This window comes from Cupriavidus sp. GA3-3, from assembly GCF_000389805.1.
In the GTDB taxonomy this organism is placed as follows: Bacteria; Pseudomonadota; Gammaproteobacteria; order Burkholderiales; family Burkholderiaceae; genus Cupriavidus; species Cupriavidus necator_D.
In genome coordinates this window covers 444373-462012 of sequence record NZ_KB944461.1, presented here as the reverse complement: position 1 = coordinate 462012, position 17640 = coordinate 444373, and the positions used below count along the sequence as shown (strand labels likewise).

At 67.3% G+C, this 17640-nt stretch carries 18 protein-coding genes; 14 read left to right on the top strand and 4 right to left on the bottom strand.

The window, feature by feature from the left end; all coding sequences use genetic code 11:
- Positions 1-123 precede the first annotated feature (123 nt).
- The 3 genes from C265_RS04845 to C265_RS04835 all read left to right on the top strand — a co-directional run bounded on the left by C265_RS04845 (position 124) and on the right by C265_RS04835 (position 2756).
- Positions 124-585, top strand: coding sequence for a tripartite tricarboxylate transporter TctB family protein (locus tag C265_RS04845; RefSeq protein WP_010813683.1), 462 nt, complete (start codon positions 124-126; stop codon positions 583-585).
- A gap of 13 nt (positions 586-598) precedes the next feature.
- Entirely contained in the window at positions 599-2101 is a 1503-nt protein-coding gene (locus tag C265_RS04840) for a tripartite tricarboxylate transporter permease (RefSeq protein WP_010813684.1), read from the top strand.
- 181 nt (positions 2102-2282) lie between these two features.
- Positions 2283-2756 (top strand): aminoacyl-tRNA deacylase, encoded by a 474-nt coding sequence (locus C265_RS04835; RefSeq protein WP_010813685.1) that lies wholly within the window; start codon positions 2283-2285, stop codon positions 2754-2756.
- A 143-nt stretch (positions 2757-2899) separates the two neighbouring features.
- Here the strand turns inward: C265_RS04835 and katG are convergent, their stop codons facing one another.
- Positions 2900-5155, bottom strand: a complete 2256-nt coding sequence (gene katG / locus C265_RS04830; protein WP_010813686.1) for a catalase/peroxidase HPI — start codon at positions 5153-5155, stop codon at positions 2900-2902.
- A gap of 227 nt (positions 5156-5382) precedes the next feature.
- On the bottom strand, positions 5383-6267 hold the full coding sequence (locus C265_RS04825; RefSeq protein WP_010813687.1) for a LysR substrate-binding domain-containing protein: 885 nt from the start codon (positions 6265-6267) through the stop codon (positions 5383-5385).
- A 163-nt stretch (positions 6268-6430) separates the two neighbouring features.
- Here C265_RS04825 and C265_RS04820 point away from each other — a divergent pair, with 163 nt between their 5' ends.
- From C265_RS04820 to C265_RS04805, 4 genes are all read left to right on the top strand, one after another.
- Positions 6431-7408 carry a tripartite tricarboxylate transporter substrate binding protein gene (locus C265_RS04820; RefSeq protein WP_010813688.1) on the top strand — a complete coding sequence of 326 codons (978 nt, stop codon included), beginning with the start codon at positions 6431-6433 and terminating at the stop codon, positions 7406-7408.
- 52 nt (positions 7409-7460) lie between these two features.
- Entirely contained in the window at positions 7461-9086 is a 1626-nt protein-coding gene (gene ggt / locus C265_RS04815) for a gamma-glutamyltransferase (RefSeq protein ID WP_010813689.1), read from the top strand.
- Positions 9087-9259: 173 nt separating this feature from the next.
- Positions 9260-10120: a PhzF family phenazine biosynthesis protein gene (locus C265_RS04810; protein WP_010813690.1), complete on the top strand. Its 861-nt coding sequence runs from the start codon at positions 9260-9262 to the stop codon at positions 10118-10120.
- Positions 10121-10176: 56 nt separating this feature from the next.
- Entirely contained in the window at positions 10177-10794 is a 618-nt protein-coding gene (locus tag C265_RS04805) for a pyridoxamine 5'-phosphate oxidase family protein (protein ID WP_010813691.1), read from the top strand.
- 1 nt (position 10795) lies between these two features.
- Here C265_RS04805 and C265_RS04800 read toward each other — a convergent pair whose 3' ends face one another.
- Complete coding sequence (locus C265_RS04800) at positions 10796-12235, bottom strand: CoA transferase (protein WP_010813692.1); 1440 nt, start codon at positions 12233-12235, stop codon at positions 10796-10798.
- A 255-nt stretch (positions 12236-12490) separates the two neighbouring features.
- On the opposite strand from C265_RS04800, the gene C265_RS04795 reads away from it, so the two are divergent.
- The 7 genes from C265_RS04795 (at position 12491) to C265_RS04765 (ending at position 17026) form a co-directional block, all read left to right on the top strand.
- Complete coding sequence (locus tag C265_RS04795; protein ID WP_010813693.1) at positions 12491-14248, top strand: glutamine--tRNA ligase/YqeY domain fusion protein; 1758 nt, start codon at positions 12491-12493, stop codon at positions 14246-14248.
- A complete protein-coding gene (locus C265_RS04790; RefSeq protein WP_010813694.1) occupies positions 14248-14490 on the top strand; it encodes an RNA-binding S4 domain-containing protein in 243 nt (80 codons plus the stop codon). The genes C265_RS04795 and C265_RS04790 overlap by 1 nt, the downstream gene beginning before the upstream one ends.
- Before the next feature lie 66 nt (positions 14491-14556).
- Positions 14557-14940, top strand: coding sequence for an MAPEG family protein (locus C265_RS04785; RefSeq protein ID WP_010813695.1), 384 nt, complete (start codon positions 14557-14559; stop codon positions 14938-14940).
- A 14-nt stretch (positions 14941-14954) separates the two neighbouring features.
- Positions 14955-15542, top strand: coding sequence for a YceI family protein (locus C265_RS04780; protein WP_010813696.1), 588 nt, complete (start codon positions 14955-14957; stop codon positions 15540-15542).
- A gap of 108 nt (positions 15543-15650) precedes the next feature.
- Positions 15651-15959 carry a hypothetical protein gene (locus C265_RS04775; protein WP_011615834.1) on the top strand — a complete coding sequence of 103 codons (309 nt, stop codon included), beginning with the start codon at positions 15651-15653 and terminating at the stop codon, positions 15957-15959.
- 111 nt (positions 15960-16070) lie between these two features.
- Positions 16071-16619 carry a YaeQ family protein gene (locus tag C265_RS04770; protein ID WP_010813698.1) on the top strand — a complete coding sequence of 183 codons (549 nt, stop codon included), beginning with the start codon at positions 16071-16073 and terminating at the stop codon, positions 16617-16619.
- Positions 16620-16678: 59 nt separating this feature from the next.
- On the top strand, positions 16679-17026 hold the full coding sequence (locus C265_RS04765) for an FKBP-type peptidyl-prolyl cis-trans isomerase (RefSeq protein WP_010813699.1): 348 nt from the start codon (positions 16679-16681) through the stop codon (positions 17024-17026).
- A gap of 80 nt (positions 17027-17106) precedes the next feature.
- On the opposite strand, the gene C265_RS04760 is transcribed toward C265_RS04765, so the two are convergent.
- Positions 17107-17427: a hypothetical protein gene (locus C265_RS04760; RefSeq protein ID WP_010813700.1), complete on the bottom strand. Its 321-nt coding sequence runs from the start codon at positions 17425-17427 to the stop codon at positions 17107-17109.
- Between the last annotated feature and the right edge of the window lie 213 nt (positions 17428-17640).

Sequence of the window (17640 nt, the reverse complement as noted above, 5' to 3'; positions counted from 1 at the left end):
CCCCTTAACTTCCACCCTGCCCGTAGGAGAGCTCCCGCAAACTGCCGCATTGATGCACCGCAACAAAGGCAGCGGAAGGGAGCCCTCCTGAGATTTCAAGCAGTCTTATCGAGGAGATTCACTTTGCGCATACGTAGCCAAAAGGACTTCGCCTCCGGCCTGATGTTCATCCTGGTCGGATTCGGCTTTTCCTGGGTCGCGCGCGGTTATTCCATGGGAACCGCCGCAAAAATGGGACCGGGATACTTCCCGTTCTGGCTCGGCATCGTGCTCGCCCTGCTGGGCGTGCTGGTGCTGTGGGGCTCGTTGTCTTCCAAGTCGGAAGAAGACAACCTGGCCCGCTGGGACATCAAGACGCTCTTGTGGATCCTCGGTTCGGTGGTGCTGTTCGGCCTGCTGCTCAAGCCGCTGGGCATGGTGCTGTCGGTGCTGGTGCTGGTGCTGGTGTCGTCGATGGCCAGCCATGAATTCAGCTGGAAGGGTGCCATCCTCAACGCCATCATCCTGGTGCTGATCAGCCTGGGCGCGTTCGTGTACGGCATCAACCTGCAGATGCCGGTGTGGCCGGCTTTCCTGGCAAGCTAAGGAGGCCGCCAACATGGAACTACTCGCCAACCTGGGTCTGGGCTTCTCCACCGCCCTGACCTTCCAGAACCTCGCGTACGCCTTCCTGGGCTGCGTGCTGGGAACCCTGATCGGCGTGCTGCCGGGCCTGGGGCCGCTGGCCACCATCGCCATGCTGCTGCCGGTGACCTACACGCTGCCCCCGGTGGCCGCGCTGATCATGCTGGCCGGTATCTACTACGGCGCCCAGTACGGCGGTTCGACCACCGCCATCCTGGTGAACCTGCCTGGTGAATCATCCTCGGTGGTGACAACCATCGACGGCTACCAGATGGCAAGGCGAGGACGAGCGGGGGTGGCGCTGGCCACAGCCGGGCTGGGCTCGTTCTTCGCCGGCTGCGTCGCCACCATGATCCTGGCCGCCTTTGCCGCGCCGCTGTCGGAACTGGCGTTCAAGTTCGGCCCCGCCGAATACTTCTCGCTGATGGTGCTGGGCCTGATCGGCGCCGTGGTGCTGGCTTCGGGTTCGCTGGTCAAGGCCATCGCCATGATCGTGCTGGGCCTGCTGCTGGGCCTGGTCGGCACCGACGTGAACTCGGGCGCCGCGCGCTTCTCGTTCGACGTGCCGGAACTGACCGACGGCCTGAACTTCGTCTCGGTGGCAATGGGTATCTTCGGCTTTGCTGAAATCATCGCCAACCTGGAGCAGAAGGAACACCGCGAAACCTTTACCGACCACATCACCAACCTGTTCCCGACCAAGGAAGACTTCAAGCGCATGATCCCGGCGGTGCTGCGTGGCACGCTGCTGGGCTCGGCACTGGGCATCCTGCCGGGCGGCGGTGCATCGCTGGCTTCGTTTGCTGCCTACTCGCTGGAGAAGAAGACTTCCAGGTATCCGCAGGAATTCGGCAAGGGTGCGATCGAAGGCGTGGCGGGTCCGGAATCGGCCAACAACGCGGCTTCGCAGACCTCCTTCATCCCGCTGCTGACGCTGGGCATTCCGCCCAACGCGGTGATGGCGCTGATGGTGGGTGCGATGACCATCCACAACATCCAGCCCGGCCCGCAGGTGATGACCAGCAACCCGGCGCTGTTCTGGGGCCTGATCGCCTCGATGTGGATCGGCAACCTGATGCTGATCGTGCTGAACCTGCCGCTGATCGGCATCTGGGTGAAGCTGCTGAAGGTGCCTTACCGCTACCTGTACCCGGCCATCCTGACGTTCTGCTGCATCGGCGTGTACTCGGTCCAGAACACCACTTTCGACGTGTTCCAGACCGCGGCCTTCGGCGTGGTGGGCTACCTGTTCATCAAGCTCAAGTGCGAACCCGCGCCGCTGCTGCTCGGCTTCGTGCTGGGGCCGATGATGGAAGAGAACTTCCGCCGCTCGCTGCTGCTGTCGCGTGGTGACTTCAGCGTGTTCGTGACGCGCCCGCTGTCGCTGGGCCTGCTGATCGCCGCTGCCGTGCTGGTGCTGATCGTGGCGATGCCGTCGATCAAGGCCAAGCGCGAGGAAGCGTTCCAGGAAGAATAAGCAGGGAATATCGCCGGCCCCGGGGCCGGCGGCACAACACACTAAGGGCACCGCAAGGTGCCCTTTTTTTTTGCGCTTGCCGGCTACGTTCTGGCTCCGCCCCACCGCCGCCCGACCCCCGACGACCTATATTGGTAGGACTCGGACAACGGTCGCGCTGCGCGCGTCGGAGGTTGAAATCATGACCATGTCTACCACGCTGGCGAGATGCCTGAGCAAGAAGCAAAGCCAGTTCGACACCGTCCGGCACCCCTACAGCCTCAGCAGCATGGCCACTGCGCAGGCCGCACACATTCCCGGAGACCGACTGGCCAAGACCGTCCTGCTGGAAGACAGCAGCGGCTACGTCGCTGCCGTGATTCCTTCGACTCACCACCTGAAACTGTCGGAGATCTGCGAGCAGACCGGCCGCAAGCTGTCGCTGGCGCATGAGGATGGCGTGCGCGAAGTGTTCCGCGACTGCGACCACGGCGCGCTCCCGCCGGTCGGCATGGCGTACGGCACGCAGACCTGGCTCGACGACAGCCTGCTGACGCATCCCGACGTCTACTTCGAGGCGGGCGACCACCAGGAACTGGTGCACATGAGCACCGGGCAGTTCCTCGACCTGATGGCCGATGCGCGGCGCGGGCATTTTGCGCACAGGATCATGTAGGCGGGGGCATGCCCTGGCAGGCCACGCGGCCGGCGCTTGCCGGCCGCTTGTCATTGTGTCGGCGACGCGTCCACTGCGCCGCTCACACCCGGGTTGAGAAAGCCCCGTCAGGGAGGACGGCCCTGACGGGGCCACGCGACCGTTCAGGCAACGTCGAACCGGTCGAGGTTCATCACCTTGGCCCAGGCGGCGACGAAGTCACGGACAAACTTCTCCTGTCCGTCCTCGCTTGCGTAGACCTCGCAAAGGGCCCGGAGCTGGGAATTCGAACCAAACACCAGGTCGACGCGGGTGCCGGTCCACTTCTTCGCACCGGTCTTGGCGTCACGCCCCTCGAACACGTCCCGGGCCTCCGAGAGCGGCTTCCATTCCGTACGCATGTCGAGCAGGTTGCGGAAGAAATCGTTGCTCAGCGTTTCCGGACGGTCGGTGAAGACGCCGTGAGCATCCTGCCCGGTATGCACGTTCAGGACGCGCAGTCCGCCAATGAGCACCGTCATCTCGGGAGCAGTCAGGGTCAGCAATTGCGCCTTGTCGATCAGCAGGTCCTCCGCCCGGATGTTGTACTTCCCCTTCAGGAAGTTGCGGAAGCCATCTGCAATCGGCTCGAGCGCCCCGACGGATTGCACGTCGGTCTGTTCCTGCGAGGCGTCCATGCGGCCCGGCGTAAACGGCACGGTCACCCGATGGCCGGCCTTCTGCGCCGCCTGCTCGATCCCCGCGCCACCGGCCAGCACGATCAGGTCGGCAAGCGAGATCTTCTTGCCGCCGGACTGTGCGCCGTTGAACTCGGCCTGGATCCCTTCGAGCACCTTCAGCACCTTCGCCAGTTGCTCGGGCTCATTGGCCGCCCAGTCCTTCTGCGGGGCCAGGCGGATACGCGCGCCATTGGCGCCGCCGCGCTTGTCCGAGCCGCGGAAGGTGGATGCCGAGGCCCAGGCGGTCTGCACCAGTTGCGAGACCGGCAGCCCTGACGCCAGGATCTTCTGCTTGAGCGCGGCGACGTCCTGCTCGTTGACCAGCGGATGATCGACCGCCGGGATCGGATCCTGCCAGAGCAGTTCTTCGGCCGGCACTTCCGGTCCGAGGTAGCGGGCGCGCGGGCCCATGTCACGGTGGATCAGCTTGAACCAGGCGCGGGCAAAGGCATCGGCGAGCTGGTCAGGATGCTCCAGGAAGCGCCGCGAGATCTTCTCGTAGGCCGGGTCGAAACGCAGCGACAGATCCGTGGTCAGCATCGTCGGCCGCAGCTTCTTCGCAGGATCGTAGGCGTGCGGGATGGTTTCCGCGGCATCCTTGGCAACCCACTGGTTGGCACCGGCGGGGCTCTTGGTCAGCTCCCATTCGTGGCCAAACAGGTTCTCCAGATAGCTATTGCCCCACTTCGTCGGCGTATTGCTCCAGGTCACCTCCAGGCCGCTGGTGATGGTGTCGGCGCCCTTGCCGGTGCCAAAGGTGCTCGTCCATCCCAGGCCCTGGCGTTCGAGATCGGCGCCCTCGGGCTCGGGCCCGATGTTGTCCGCGGGACCGGCACCGTGGGTCTTGCCGAAGGCATGCCCGCCGGCGATCAGCGCGACGGTCTCCTCGTCGTCCATGGCCATGCGCCCGAACGATTCGCGGATGTCGTGGGCCGCGGCAAGCGGGTCCGGATTGCCGTCGGGGCCTTCCGGGTTCACGTAGATCAGGCCCATCTGCACGGCGGCCAGCGGGTTCTCCAGGTTGCGTCCGGAGTCGGTGCGGCTGGTCTCGGTGCCATGCAACGCCTCGTCGGCCACGACCACGCCTTCATCCTTGCCGGCAGCACCCTTGCCATAACGCAGGTCACCGCCCAGCCAGGTCTTTTCCTTGCCCCAGGAAACATCCGCATCCGGTTCCCAGGTGTCTTCCCGGCCACCGCCGAAGCCGAACGTCTTGAAGCCCATGGTCTCGAGCGCGACGTTGCCGGCCAGGATCATCAGGTCGGCCCAGGAGATCTTCTGGCCGTACTTCTGCTTGATCGGCCATAGCAGTCGGCGCGCCTTGTCCAGGCTGGCGTTGTCCGGCCAGCTGTTGAGCGGTGCGAAACGCTGCTGGCCGCGCCCTGCACCACCGCGGCCATCGCCAATGCGGTATGTGCCCGCGCTGTGCCAGGCCATGCGGATAAACAGCGGGCCGTAGTGGCCGAAGTCCGCCGGCCACCAGTCCTGCGAGTCAGTCATCAGCGCGGCCAGGTCCTTCTTCACTGCTGCGAAGTCGAGACTCTTGAAGGCCTTGGCATAGTTGAAGTCGCCGCCCAACGGGTTGGACTTGCTGGAATGCTGGCTCAGCAGGTCCAGACGCAGTTGATTCGGCCACCAGTCACGATTCGTCGTGCCGCCGCCGGCGGCATGGCTGAACGGACACCTTGTTTCGTTAGACATACGTTTCTCCATGTAGGGACGTACTGAACACGCCTGCAGCGATGGCGTCAAAGGTCGGGCAATCAGCGGACGCGCGAGGGCGTGCGCCAACGCAGGAGTCGTGGCGCCCATGGCGAGTCGGGCCGCGTCAGCGGCCGTCCGCAACCGAAATATATGCAATAGGGATCTTCAGGAGAACGTGTTTCTGACTATCCGCGCGATAGGACTTGGTTATGGCACGGCGACAGCTAGGCGCCGAACAGCTCGCTGCAGGCCGCCCGTACTGCCGCGGTCACCTTCCCGCGCCCGTGGTCGCGCCGCTCCAGCATGCCGATGTGACGCATCACCGGCTCGCCGTTGACCAGCAGCGGCAGGATGCGCAGCGCCTCGTCGTCGCGCCAGCGCGCGCGGCGCAGCAGCGGCACCACGGTCACGCCGACCTCCTGCCGCACCAGTTCCACCAGCGCCTCGATCGCGTTCAGCTCCAGGAACTCGTTGACCTTCAGGTGCGCGCGGCGCAGCGCGCGCTCGACCAGCACGCCGGTGCGCTGGCTGCGGTCGAAGCGCAGGTAGGGATTGGTGGCGAGCGCCTCGCGTGCGTCGCGGCCCGGGCTGCCGCGTGCCGCGATCGCCACCAGCGGCTCCTGGTACAGCGGCGTCCAGCGCAGCGTGCCGGGCACGCGTGCGGCGCCCTCGACCAGGATGGCGGCATCCAGCTCGCCGGCCTCGACCTGCGCCGCCAGCTCGATCGACTTGGCGCCGACCAGGCGCACGTCGAGCGCAGGATAAGTGCGCTTCATATGCGCCACCGCATGTGACAGCCCGCCCATCACCGACACCACCGCACCCACCGCCACCGCACCCGCCATGGCTTCGTCCGAGGCCAGCGGCAGGCGCATCTCTTCATACAGCGCCAGCATGCGCCGCGCCTGCGGCAGCAGCGCGCGGCCGTCGGCATTGAGCACGGCCACGCGGCCGTTGCGGTCGAACAGCTCGCGGCGCAATTCGGTCTCCAGCGCGCGCATCTGCAGGCTGACGGCGGCCTGGGTCAGCGCCACCTGGCCGGCAGCGGCGGCAAAGGAGCCGTGCTCGGCCACGGCAACGAAGGTACGGAGGAAGCGGACAGTGCTCATCGGTGCACACAAGGGAAGAGTCAGGCATATGCCGGCAAGGGCTGATCCTTAAGATTTCCTTGTGACATTGGAAAGAAATATTAGCTTTCTTTGTGACCGGCAGCACGGAATAATGAAGGCCGGCTCATGAATCGGGGCCAATCGCCTGACACCGGAGACAAGAATGAAATCCTGGCTGCGCCGCTTCGGCATCGGCCTTGGCTGCGGGCTTTGCCTGGCCGCCACGCCCGCACTGGCCGATACCTATCCCAGCAAGCCGATCCGCCTGATCGTGCCCTTCCCGGCCAGCGGCGCGACCGACCTGCTGGCACGCGCCATCGCGCAGAAGGTGGGCGCCAACCTGGGCCAGCAGATCGTGGTCGACAACCGCCCCGGCGCCGGCGGCGCGATCGGCTCGGACATGGCCGCCAAGGCCGCTCCCGATGGCTATACGCTGCTGATCGCCACCACCAGCACGCACTCGATCGGGCCGTATATCAACACCCGCCTGCCATACAACACCGAGACCGACTTCACCCCGGTCAGCCAGGTGGCGATCGCCACCAACCTGCTGGTGGTGCCGAACAGCCTGCCGGCGAAAAACGTGCGCGAGCTGATCGACTACGCCAAGAAGCATCCCGGCGAGCTGAACTACGCCTCCAGCGGCAACGGCACCGTGGTGCACCTGACCGCCGAGGCCTTCAAGGCGCAGGCGGGCGTGTTCATCACCCACATCCCCTACCGCGGCACCGCGCTGGCCGTGCCGGACCTGATCTCGGGCAAGGTGCAGGTGCTGTTCGACAGCATCGTGTCGGGCCTGCCGCATGTGAAGGACGGCAAGCTCAAGGCACTGGCGGTGACCAGCGCCAAGCGCTCGCCGCTGGCACCGGAAATCCCCACCGCGAGTGAGTCGGGCCTGCCCGGCTTCGAGTCCGACACCTGGTTCGGCATCTATGGCCCCAAGGGCCTGCCGGCGGATATCGTCAACCGCCTGAATGCCGAGTTCAACAAGGCCATCCAGTCGCCCGAGGTCAAGGAACGCCTGGGCAAGCTGGGCGCCGAGCCGGTCGGCGGCACGCCGGCGCAGTTCGCCGCGATGGTGAAGAAGGACAGCGCGCGCTGGGGCAAGCTGATCAAGGATCGCAAGATCACGGCAGAATAAGGGCCGCAGAATTTGCGCTACGGGCGCACCGAGCACAAGGACACAGACAAGCATGCAGAACTTCAACTGGACCAACCCCTACCCCTCCGTGCGCATCCCGCTGTTTGCGCGCAACGTGGTTTCCACCTCGCACCCGCTGGCTGCGCAAGCCGGACTGCGCATGCTGCTCAAGGGCGGCAATGCGGTCGATGCCGCCATCGCCGCGGCCGCCGCGATCACCATCGTCGAGCCGGTGTCGTGCGGCCTGGGCAGCGATGCCTTTGCCATCCTGTGGGACGGCAAGGAACTGCACGGCCTGAACTCGTCGGGCGTGGCCCCGGCGGCGTGGAGCCCGGAATACTTCAAGAACAAGTACGGCACCGATGCCAACGGCCTGGCCAACCGCCCGATCCGCGGCTGGGACTCGGTCACCGTGCCCGGCGTGGTCGCCGGCTGGGCCGCGCTGCATGAGCGCTTCGGCAAGCTGCCGTTCGCCGACCTGATGGAGCCGGCGATCGAGATCGCCGAGCGCGGCTATGCCGTGCCGCCGGTGGTGGCACACAAGTGGGCCGCCGCGGTGCCTGAACTGAAGGACCAGCCCGGCTATGCCGAGACCTTCATGCCCAATGGCCGCGCACCCGCGGTGGGCGAGAAGTTCACCATGAAGGCTGCCGCCGAAACCCTGCGCAAGATCGGCGCGACCCGTGGCCGCGCTTACTATGAAGGCGAGATCGCCGAGCAGATTGCCGCCTTCAGCCAGCAGTGCGGCGGCGCCATGACGCTCGATGACCTGCGCAACTACCGCCCCGACTGGGTCAAGCCGATCAGCAAGTCCTACCGCGGCTACGAGCTGCACGAGATCCCGCCCAACGGCCAGGGCATCGCCGCGCTGATCGCGCTGGGCATCCTGGACCAGTTCGACATGGCTTCGATCCCGGTGGACTCGGTCGATTCTCAGCACCTGCAGATCGAGGCAATGAAGCTGGCCTTTGCCGACCTCTACCGCTACGTGGCCGACCCGCGCAGCATGGAAGTCACGCCCGAGCAGATGCTTGACGATGGCTACCTGAAGTCGCGCGCGAAGCTGATCGACATGCAGCGCGCCACGCATTTCGACTTCGGCATGCCCAAGGTGGGCGGCACCATCTACCTGACCGCCGCCGACGAGAACGGCATGATGATCTCGTTCATCCAGTCCAACTACATGGGCTTCGGCTCGGGCGTGGTGGTGCCGGGCACCGGCATCAGCCTGCAGAACCGCGGCGTGGGCTTCTCGATGGACCCGAAGTCGGCCAACGTGGTCGCGGGCGGCAAGCGTCCGTTCCACACCATCATCCCGGCCTTCCTGACCAGGGACGGCCAGCCGGTGATGAGCTTCGGCGTGATGGGCGGCGACATGCAGCCCCAGGGCCACCTGCAGACCGTGGTGCGCATGCTGGATTACAAGCAGCAGCCGCAGGCCGCCTGCTGCGCGCCGCGCTGGAAGGTCAACCGCGACTTCACGCTGGATGTGGAAAGCACCATGGACCCGGCCACGGTCGCGGGCCTGAAGGCGCGCGGCCACCAGCTCAAGTCGGTGGACGATCCGTACATGGACTTCGGCTCGGGCCAGTTCATCTGGCGCCTGTCGGAGGACGCCGAGCACGGCTATGTCGCGGCCAGCGACAGCCGGCGCGATGGCCAGGCAGTGGGGTTCTGAGCCGGCTGACTCAGTGCCTTCGCCAGCGATACGCCCGGGTCCACCCGGGCGTTTTTCATGGCACGGCACAACTGTCCGCAACTGGCCCGCCGGCGATCGGCCCAACTGTGCATGGCGTGTCCGCCCCCGCTCCGTACACTGGTGATCAACCAGCCTCCGGAGCCCCCCGCGCCATGACCACCTACGCCTTCCGCCTGCTCAACGTCTTTGCCGAAGCCACCTTCGGTGGCAATCCGCTATGCGTGTTCGAGGATGCGCGCGGTATGGACGAGGCCACCATGCAGGCACTGGCGCTGCAGTTCAACCTGTCGGAAACCACCTTTATCCTGCCGTCGGAACGTGCCAGCGCGCGGGTGCGCATCTTCACGCCGGGCTATGAAATGCGCTTCGCCGGCCATCCGACGCTGGGCACCGCGCACGCTGTGCGCGACCTGGCCGGAACCGGCGACGCGCTGACGCTGGAGTTCGCGGCGGGCGTGGTGCCGGTGACCGCGCAGGGCGATGTCTGGACCTTCACCGCCCCCCACAGCGGCAAGCCGAAGACCGCGCCGGCGGGCCTGTCCGATGCCGACATCGCCAGCCTGCTCGGCCTGCGGGAACACGACCTGCTGGTGTCGCCGATGTGGGTCGACACCGGCGCCGACCAGCTGCTGGTGGCAGTGCGCGGCACCGATGCCGTGCGCCGCGCCAACCCCGACAGCGCGCGCCTGCAGATCTGGCCGCAGAGCAGCCTGGGCCGCAAGACCGTCTACGTCTTTGCTTTCGACCCGGAGCAGCCCGGCCGCGTGCTGTCGCGCTACTTCTTCACCAAGCAAGGCGGCGGCGTGGCCGAGGACCCGGGCACGGGTTCGGCCTGCGCCAACCTCGGCGGCTGGCTGCTGGCCACCGGCCACGCGCTGCCGGCCGAGTATGCGATCGACCAGGGCGAGGCCGTTGGCCGCCCCTGCCGGCTGCGCCTGAAGGCCGATGCCGAAGGCGCCATCCGCGTGGGCGGCCGCGTGCTGGAGATCGGCCGGGGTACCGTGACCGTGTAACGGCATCTGCGCTACATTGACGGTTTCGCCTCCCGCCGACCCACGCCCCGCCTGCCATGACCTCGCACGCCATCACCACGCTGGCCGAACTGGAAGCGCTCTACGCGCAACCGGCGGCCCCGTCGCTGTCCAAGGAAGTCGACTACCTGCACCCGCACTACCGCGCCTTTATCGAGGCGGCGCCCTTCTGCCTGCTGTCGACGGTGGGCGAGGACCGGGCTGAATGCTCGCCGCGCGGCGATGCGCCGGGCTTTGTGCAGGTGCTGGACGAACACACGCTGCTGCTGCCCGACCGGCGCGGCAACAACCGCATCGACAGCCTGCGCAATATCGTTGCCGATCCGCGCGTGGGGCTGCTGTTCGTGATCCCCGGCATCAACGAGACCATCCGCGTCAACGGCACCGCGCAGATCAGCGTCGACCCGGCGCTGGTCGCGCGCTGCTTGGCCGACGGCAAGGCCCCGACCACGGTGCTGGTGGTCACGGTGCAGTCAGTGTTCTTCCAGTGCGCCCGCGCGCTGATCCGCTCGCGGCTGTGGGCAGCGGATGCGCAGGTGGCGCGCCAGTCGCTGCCCAGCAACGGCGAGATCCTGGCCACGCTGAGCGACAACGCCATCGACGGCGCCGCCTACGACCGTGACCTGCCCGAGCGGCAGCGCACCACGCTCTACTAACCTAGCCGCGCGGCAGCCACTCCGGCGCGTGCGTGCCGAGCGGCTCGGACGGCAAGGTCCAGCGCGCCGGCGTTTCCGACAGATGCGCCGCATGACGCACCACCGTCAGCATGCCGAAGCCCGACGGCACGGCCTCAAGCAGGTCGGAAACGTCGTCGATCTTCTGCTCGGGCGCCTTGAGCCCGTCCGGCACGCGCCCCAGGCCGCGCAGCCACTGCCCCACCTGCGCCAGCGACACCCGCACATGCCAGCTGCCGCCCTCCACCGCGCGCCGGTGCAGCGCGGCCATCGCGCCGAAGGCCAGCAGGTAGCCCGCGGCGTGGTCCAGCACCTGCGCCGGCAACGGGCGCGGCATGTCGCCGCCGGCCGCCTGCGCTTCGGCATCATTGAAGCCGGTGGCGGTCTGCACCAGCGAATCGAAGCCGCGCTTGTGCGACCACGGCCCCACATGGCCATAGGCGCTCAGCGACACATAGACGATGCCCGGACGTGCGCGCGCCGCGGCCTCCGGCCCCACGCCCAGCTCGGCCAGGCCGCCGGGCCGGTAGCCCTGCACCATCACGTCGGCACCGTGCAGCAGCTTGTGCAGGGTGCGCTTGTCATCGGGATCGCGCAGGTCCAGCTGGCAGCTGCGCTTGCCGCGGCCGGTGTCGATCACCAGCGGCGGGATCGACGGCAGGTGCGAGGCAGTGACCAGCAGCACGTCGGCGCCATGCGCGGCCAGCGTGCGGCCCGCCACCGGGCCGGCGATGATGCGGGTGAAATCGAGCACGCGCACGCCCGACAGCGGCTGCGCATCCGCGGATGCGGGCGCCGGCAGTGGTTGCGGCGGGGCGTCGCCGATGCGCTCCAGCGTCACCGGCGGCAGGCCGCGCAAGGCGGCCGCCTGCGGATGGCGGTCCCATTCCTCGAAGCTGCGCAATGCCGCAACCACCAGGCCCGCGTCGGACGCCGCGGTCTCGAAGGCTTCGGCGTCCCGCTTTTCCAGCGCGGCCTGCACGGCCGCCTTGTCATTGGCGCAGCCGAGCAAGCGCACCACGCCGTCGCGGTGGTGCGGGAAATTGGTATGCAGGCGCACCCAGCGGCCGTCGCCGCAGCGGTAGATGCCGGCCAGCTTGTCCCACAGTTCGGGCGCGGGGCCACCATCGACGCGCAGGTAGCGTTCGCTGCGGAATTCGGTGATGGCGTGGCGCATGTCGACGCTGACGTCCTGCCAGCGGCCGGTGCGGCTGTGCCACAGTGCGGCGGCTGCCAGCGCCGCGGCGCCAAGGCTGGCCTGGGCGGCGGTGCCCACGGCAAAGCTCGACGGCAGCACCGGCTCGGCGCCGTCCAGCTTCAGGTGCGCCAGCGCCTCGGCGGGCAGGCCGGCATCACGCCACAGCGCGGCAACGACTTCAGAGGGCTCAAGCGGCACTGGCGCCGCATCGGGTTGGGCGTTCATGGGCATTCCTGCAGCGATGGACCAAAGCCGGCCACCACGGGCCGGCACGCTCCCATGCTACTCCGACACATCACTTTCGTCGCAGCCAGGCGCATCCGCGCGGACGCAAATCCGGGATAAGGGCGGAAATCCGCGGCGGCTCGCGGCGTGCGGCGGCTCCGGCACGGTAAAATCCCGTTATTGGCATTCCGCCACGCAATCTGACGACCCGGCCCCAAGCACCCAGACGCACCAGGCCGGCCAACCGGCGCCATCATGAGCCACGACAACAAGCCTACCGACAGCACCCCCGCCGCCTCCAACTTCCTGCGCAGCATCATCGACCAGGATCTCGCCGCCAGCACCTATGCCGGCCGCCAGGACAAGGCCGGCGAACCGCTGCCGACCGTCATCACCCGCTTCCCGCCGGAGCCCAACGGCTACCTGCATATCGGCCACGCCAAGAGCATCTGCCTGAACTTCGGGCTGGCGCGCGACTATGGCGGCCGCTGCCACCTGCGCTTTGACGACACCAACCCGGTCAAGGAAGACACTGAATACGTCGATTCGATCATCGACGCGGTGCACTGGCTGGGCTTTTCCTGGGACAGCGAGGGCAAGGACGGCACCAGACAGCCGCACCTGTACTACGCCAGCGACTACTTCGACCAGCTCTACGCCTTTGCCGAGACCCTGATCGAGCGCGGCGCCGCCTACATCGACAGCCAGACCGCCGAGCAGATCGCCGCCAGCCGCGGCAATTTCTCCGAGCCGGGCAAGCCCTCGCCCTACCGCGAGCGCAGCGTCGAAGAGAACCTGCAGCTGTTCCGCGACATGCGCGCCGGCAAGTACGCCGACGGCGAGCACGTGCTGCGCGCGAAGATCGACATGACCGCGCCCAATATCGTGATGCGCGACCCGGTGCTCTACCGCATCCGCCATGCGCATCACCACCGCACGGGCGACAAGTGGTGCATCTACCCGATGTACGACTTCACCCACTGCATCTCGGACGCGCTCGAGAACATCACGCATTCGCTGTGCACGCTGGAGTTCGAGAACAACCGCCCGCTGTACGACTGGGTGCTTGAGCACCTGCGCGACAGCGGCGTGTTTCGCGACCCGCTGCCGCACCAGTATGAGTTCGCGCGGCTGAACCTGACCTACGCCATCACCAGCAAGCGCAAGCTCAAGCAGCTGGTCGACGAGCAGCGCGTGGACGGCTGGGACGATCCGCGCATGCCCACGCTGGTGGGCGTGCGCCGGCGCGGCTACACCCCGGAATCGATCCAGCTGTTCTGCGACCGCGTGGGCGTGGCCAAGGCCGACAGCTGGATCGACATGAGCACCCTCGAAGGCGCGGTGCGCGACGACCTGGACGGCCGTGCCGCGCGCGGCGTGGCCGTGCTGGAGCCGCTCAAGCTGATCATCGACAACTACCCCGAGGGCCAGAGCGAGGAATGCTCGGCACCGGTCCACCCGAAGAAGCCGGAACTCGGCAAGCGCGTCTTTCCGCTGTCGCGCGAGCTGTGGATCGAGCGCGAGGACTTCAACGAGACTCCGCCTAAGGGCTACTTCCGCCTGTTCCCGGGCAACAAGGTGCGGCTGAAATACGGCTACGTGATCGAGTGCACCGGCGTGGACAAGGATGCCGATGGCAACGTGATCGCCGTGCACGCCAGCTACCTGCCCGAAACCAAGAGCGGCACGCCGGGCGCCGACAGCGTCAAGGTGAAGGGCGTGATCCACTGGGTCAGCGCGGCGCACGCGTACGAGGCCGAAGTGCGCCTGTACGACCGCCTGTTCAACGACCCCAACCCGGATGCCGGCGGCAAGAACTTCCTGGATGCGCTCAACCCGGATTCCAAGCAGGTGATCACCGCCTACCTGGAGCCGGGCCTGCGCGAAGCGCAGCCCGAAGACCGCTTCCAGTTCGAGCGCCATGGCTACTTCGTCGCCGACCGCAGCGATTCGCGGCCGGGCAAGCCGGTCTTCAACCGCATCGTCGGTCTGAAAGACAGCTGGGGCAAGTGATGGCCAAACCTGGCAAGGCAGCCGTGCAAACCATCACCTTCCCGCTCGAGGGCGAGTTCATCGCGCTCAATGACCTACTCAAGCTGGCGGGCGTGTGCGACAGCGGCGGCGCCGGCAAGGCGCTGGTCGCCGCCGGCGAAGTCTCGGTGGACGGCGCGCCTGAATCGCGCAAGACTGCCAAGATCCGCGCCGGGCAGGTGGTGGGCCTGGCGGGCATCGAGATCCGCGTGGTCGCCGCCTGACCGCGCGGGGCGGGCCGGCGGCGCCAGTGACGGCGGCGCCGGCATTGCAACCGAAAGGACTGGACTATGCCGATCGCTTTCTGGTGCGTGCTGCTGGCCGGCATCCTGCCGCTGGCGACGGTGGCCATCGCCAAGGCCAGCGGGCCTGGCTATGACAACCATGACCCGCGCGGCTGGCTGGAGCAGCAGTCCGGCCGCGCGCGCCGCGCCGACATGGCGCACCGCAACCACTTCGAGGCCTTCCCCTTCTTTGCCGCCGCCGTGCTGGCCGCCAGCCACCTGCAGGCGCCGCAGGCCCGCATCGACGAGCTGGCCGTGGTCTTCATCGTGGCCCGCCTGCTCTACACCGTGTGCTACGTGACCGACCGCGCCACGCTGCGCACGCTGTGCTGGACCATCGGCTACCTGTCGGTGGTGGGCATGTTCCTGCTGCCCGTGTTCGTCCACTGAACGCCGACTGAGCCATGGCCGCACGCGCGCTGGCACTCGCTGCCGCCCTGGGCATCACCGCTGCGCAGGCGGCGCCGCTTGAGTACACCATCGATCCGGCGCACACCACCGTCTATTTTTCCGCCAGCCATTTCGAGCGCAGTTCGGTGCGCGGGCGCTTTGGCAAGATCGACGGGCGCCTCATATATGACGCGGACAGCGGCGCCGGCGCACTCGACGTGACCGTGGACCTGGCCTCGGTCGATACCGGCAACCGCACCCTGGACGGCGTGCTGCGCTCGGCACAATTCTTCGATACTGCCCAGCACCCGGTGGCGCGGCTGCGCGCGGACCGCTTCTTGATGGAAGGCCGCCGGCTGGCGGCGGTGGAAGGCGAGCTGACGCTGCACGGCGTCACGCAGCCGCTGCGCCTGCAGGCCGAGCGTTTCCGCTGCGGCGAGGTCACCCTGTTCGGCGTGAGCCGGCAGGTCTGCGGCGGTGACTTCCGCGCCGAGGTGCCGCGCAGTGCCTTTGGCATGACCCGCTTCCTGCCCGAGGTAGGCGACACCGTGACGCTGCAAGTGGCGGTCGAGGCATCGCCCGCGGGCAGCACCCCACGGTAACCGTATTCGTCACCTCCGGCGCAAATTTCTCTTGTAGAATCAGCGCTTTGCCCAATTCCCGCCACGCTCGCCTGCGTGTGCCTGATGGGGGCGCGCGAGACCAAGACCATGTTCGACATCCATTCCGGCGACATCGTGGCCGCCGCACTGGCAGCTGCCGGTGCCTGCCTGGCCTGCAGCATTCCGGGCGACTTCCTGCGCCGCTTCCCGCTGTGGGCAGTGCAAACCTACGGCCGCGGCGCGCTGCTGATGCCGTTCCTGGCGATGATGGTCGGCACCTGGCTGTTCCGCCTCGGGGTGGCCGGCCAGATCGACTCCACCGCCGGGCAGGCGCTGATCGTTGCCGCCGGCTTCCTGAGCACGCTGCTGCTGTCGGCGTTGCTGCGCTTCTACCTCAAGGAATACCGCAAGCGCTGAGCCACTGCGCGAGTATGCCGGGCCCGCAGGCGGTGTCCGGCAAATGGCGTATGATGCGGCCTTTTGCGTCTCCCGCACCCCAGCCGGGGCGCCTGCCGCTCACTTCACCTCATGGCGCTCAAATCCACCATCTTCAAAGCTGACCTGTCGGTCTCCGACATGGACCGGCCCTACTACGGCAGCCACAGCCTGACCATCGCCCAGCACCCGTCCGAGAATGACGCGCGCATGATGGTGCGCCTGCTGGCCTTTGCCTGCGAAGCCACCGAAACGCTGGCCTTCACGCGCGGCCTGGACGAACCCGACGAACCCGACCTGTGGGACAAGCGCCTGACCGGCGACATCGCCCACTGGGTCGAACTGGGCCAGCCCGACGAAGCGCGCCTGAAGCGCGCCGCGGCGCGCGCCGAGCGCGTGACCGTCTATACCTACAACGCCGCCAGCGCGCGCGAATGGTGGAAGGGCATGGCGGGCAAGGCCGGCAAGCTGCGCAACGTCACCGTCTACAATGTCCCGGCGGAAGCGGTCGAAGCCCTGGCTGCGCTGGCGCAGCGCGCCATGCGCCTGTCGGTGACGATCCAGGACGGCGACATCTGGGTGGCCGACGACGACCGCAATGTGCAACTGACGCTGGATGTGCTCCAGCGCGCCCAAGCCTGAACGCAGCCGCGCTGCGTTCTCCTCTCACCACGTCTGTTCCCATCGGAAGGAAATACGCCATGCAAACCACGCCCTCTGGCCTGCAATACGAAGACACCACCGTCGGCGCCGGCGCCGAAGCCACCGCCGGCAAGCACGTCACCGTGCACTACACCGGCTGGCTGTACGAGAACGGCCAGGCTGGCCGCAAGTTCGATTCGAGCAAGGACCGCAACGACCCGTTCGTGTTCCCGCTGGGTGCCGGCCATGTGATCCGCGGCTGGGACGAAGGCGTGCAGGGCATGAAGGTGGGCGGCGTGCGCCGGCTGGTGATCCCGGCCGACCTCGGCTACGGTGCCCGCGGCGCCGGCGGCGTGATCCCGCCGAACGCTACCCTGCTGTTTGAAGTGGAACTGCTGGCGGTCTAAGCCGGCAGCAAGGTTGTCGCGCCTGCACAGGCAGGGGCGACAACCGCGGCAACTACCCGTCTTGCTGGCGCGCCCGCGCCTCAGAACCCGATCGCGGCGTTGCCGACATCGACGCGGACCTTGTCCCGGTCCAGCAGCCGCGCCGCATGGCGGGCATAGTCCTGCGCCCAGGCAGGATCGCCGGAGAAGCGCGCCTCTCCGGAAAACTTGGCGACATTCAGGATCTTGTCGATCACCAGCACCTTGCCGACCGGGCTCGACGCCTGACAGCCCAGCTCGCTGTATTCCCGGTCGAACCAGCGCCACGCGGCGTCCTCGGTGACCGCGGCCAGCTCGTCCGTGCCGATCGTGAAGTCATATTCCTTGCCACTGCCGAACACCACCGTAAGCGTGCGTGCCATCGCGGGTTCCCCCTGTGAATTGAGGCCACCATTGTAAGGACATGGCAGCCGCGCCGGCCAGCAATTCACGTGCACCTGATCGCGGACAAAGGTGCGGCAGCACCCGTCCGCGGCGAGTGACAGAGGCGGCACGCCGCGCCAAACGTTGTCAGGCGCCCACACCCGTGCCGGTTGCTCAGGCAATTCTGAGAAAAACTGGCACTTATGTCATTT

Bases quoted from the DNA above. Each gene is read 5' to 3' on its own strand.
- C265_RS04840 (WP_010813684.1), top strand. From the start codon at position 599: ATGGAACTACTCGCCAACCTGGGTCTGGGCTTCTCCACCGCCCTGACC.
- C265_RS04835 (WP_010813685.1), top strand. From the start codon at position 2,283: ATGACCATGTCTACCACGCTGGCGAGATGCCTGAGCAAGAAGCAAAGC.
- katG (WP_010813686.1), bottom strand. From the start codon at position 5,155: ATGTCTAACGAAACAAGGTGTCCGTTCAGCCATGCCGCCGGCGGCGGC.
- C265_RS04825 (WP_010813687.1), bottom strand. From the start codon at position 6,267: ATGAGCACTGTCCGCTTCCTCCGTACCTTCGTTGCCGTGGCCGAGCAC.
- C265_RS04820 (WP_010813688.1), top strand. From the start codon at position 6,431: ATGAAATCCTGGCTGCGCCGCTTCGGCATCGGCCTTGGCTGCGGGCTT.
- ggt (WP_010813689.1), top strand. From the start codon at position 7,461: ATGCAGAACTTCAACTGGACCAACCCCTACCCCTCCGTGCGCATCCCG.
- C265_RS04810 (WP_010813690.1), top strand. From the start codon at position 9,260: ATGACCACCTACGCCTTCCGCCTGCTCAACGTCTTTGCCGAAGCCACC.
- C265_RS04805 (WP_010813691.1), top strand. From the start codon at position 10,177: ATGACCTCGCACGCCATCACCACGCTGGCCGAACTGGAAGCGCTCTAC.
- C265_RS04800 (WP_010813692.1), bottom strand. From the start codon at position 12,235: ATGAACGCCCAACCCGATGCGGCGCCAGTGCCGCTTGAGCCCTCTGAA.
- C265_RS04795 (WP_010813693.1), top strand. From the start codon at position 12,491: ATGAGCCACGACAACAAGCCTACCGACAGCACCCCCGCCGCCTCCAAC.
- C265_RS04790 (WP_010813694.1), top strand. From the start codon at position 14,248: ATGGCCAAACCTGGCAAGGCAGCCGTGCAAACCATCACCTTCCCGCTC.
- C265_RS04785 (WP_010813695.1), top strand. From the start codon at position 14,557: ATGCCGATCGCTTTCTGGTGCGTGCTGCTGGCCGGCATCCTGCCGCTG.
- C265_RS04780 (WP_010813696.1), top strand. From the start codon at position 14,955: ATGGCCGCACGCGCGCTGGCACTCGCTGCCGCCCTGGGCATCACCGCT.
- C265_RS04775 (WP_011615834.1), top strand. From the start codon at position 15,651: ATGTTCGACATCCATTCCGGCGACATCGTGGCCGCCGCACTGGCAGCT.
- C265_RS04770 (WP_010813698.1), top strand. From the start codon at position 16,071: ATGGCGCTCAAATCCACCATCTTCAAAGCTGACCTGTCGGTCTCCGAC.
- C265_RS04765 (WP_010813699.1), top strand. From the start codon at position 16,679: ATGCAAACCACGCCCTCTGGCCTGCAATACGAAGACACCACCGTCGGC.
- C265_RS04760 (WP_010813700.1), bottom strand. From the start codon at position 17,427: ATGGCACGCACGCTTACGGTGGTGTTCGGCAGTGGCAAGGAATATGAC.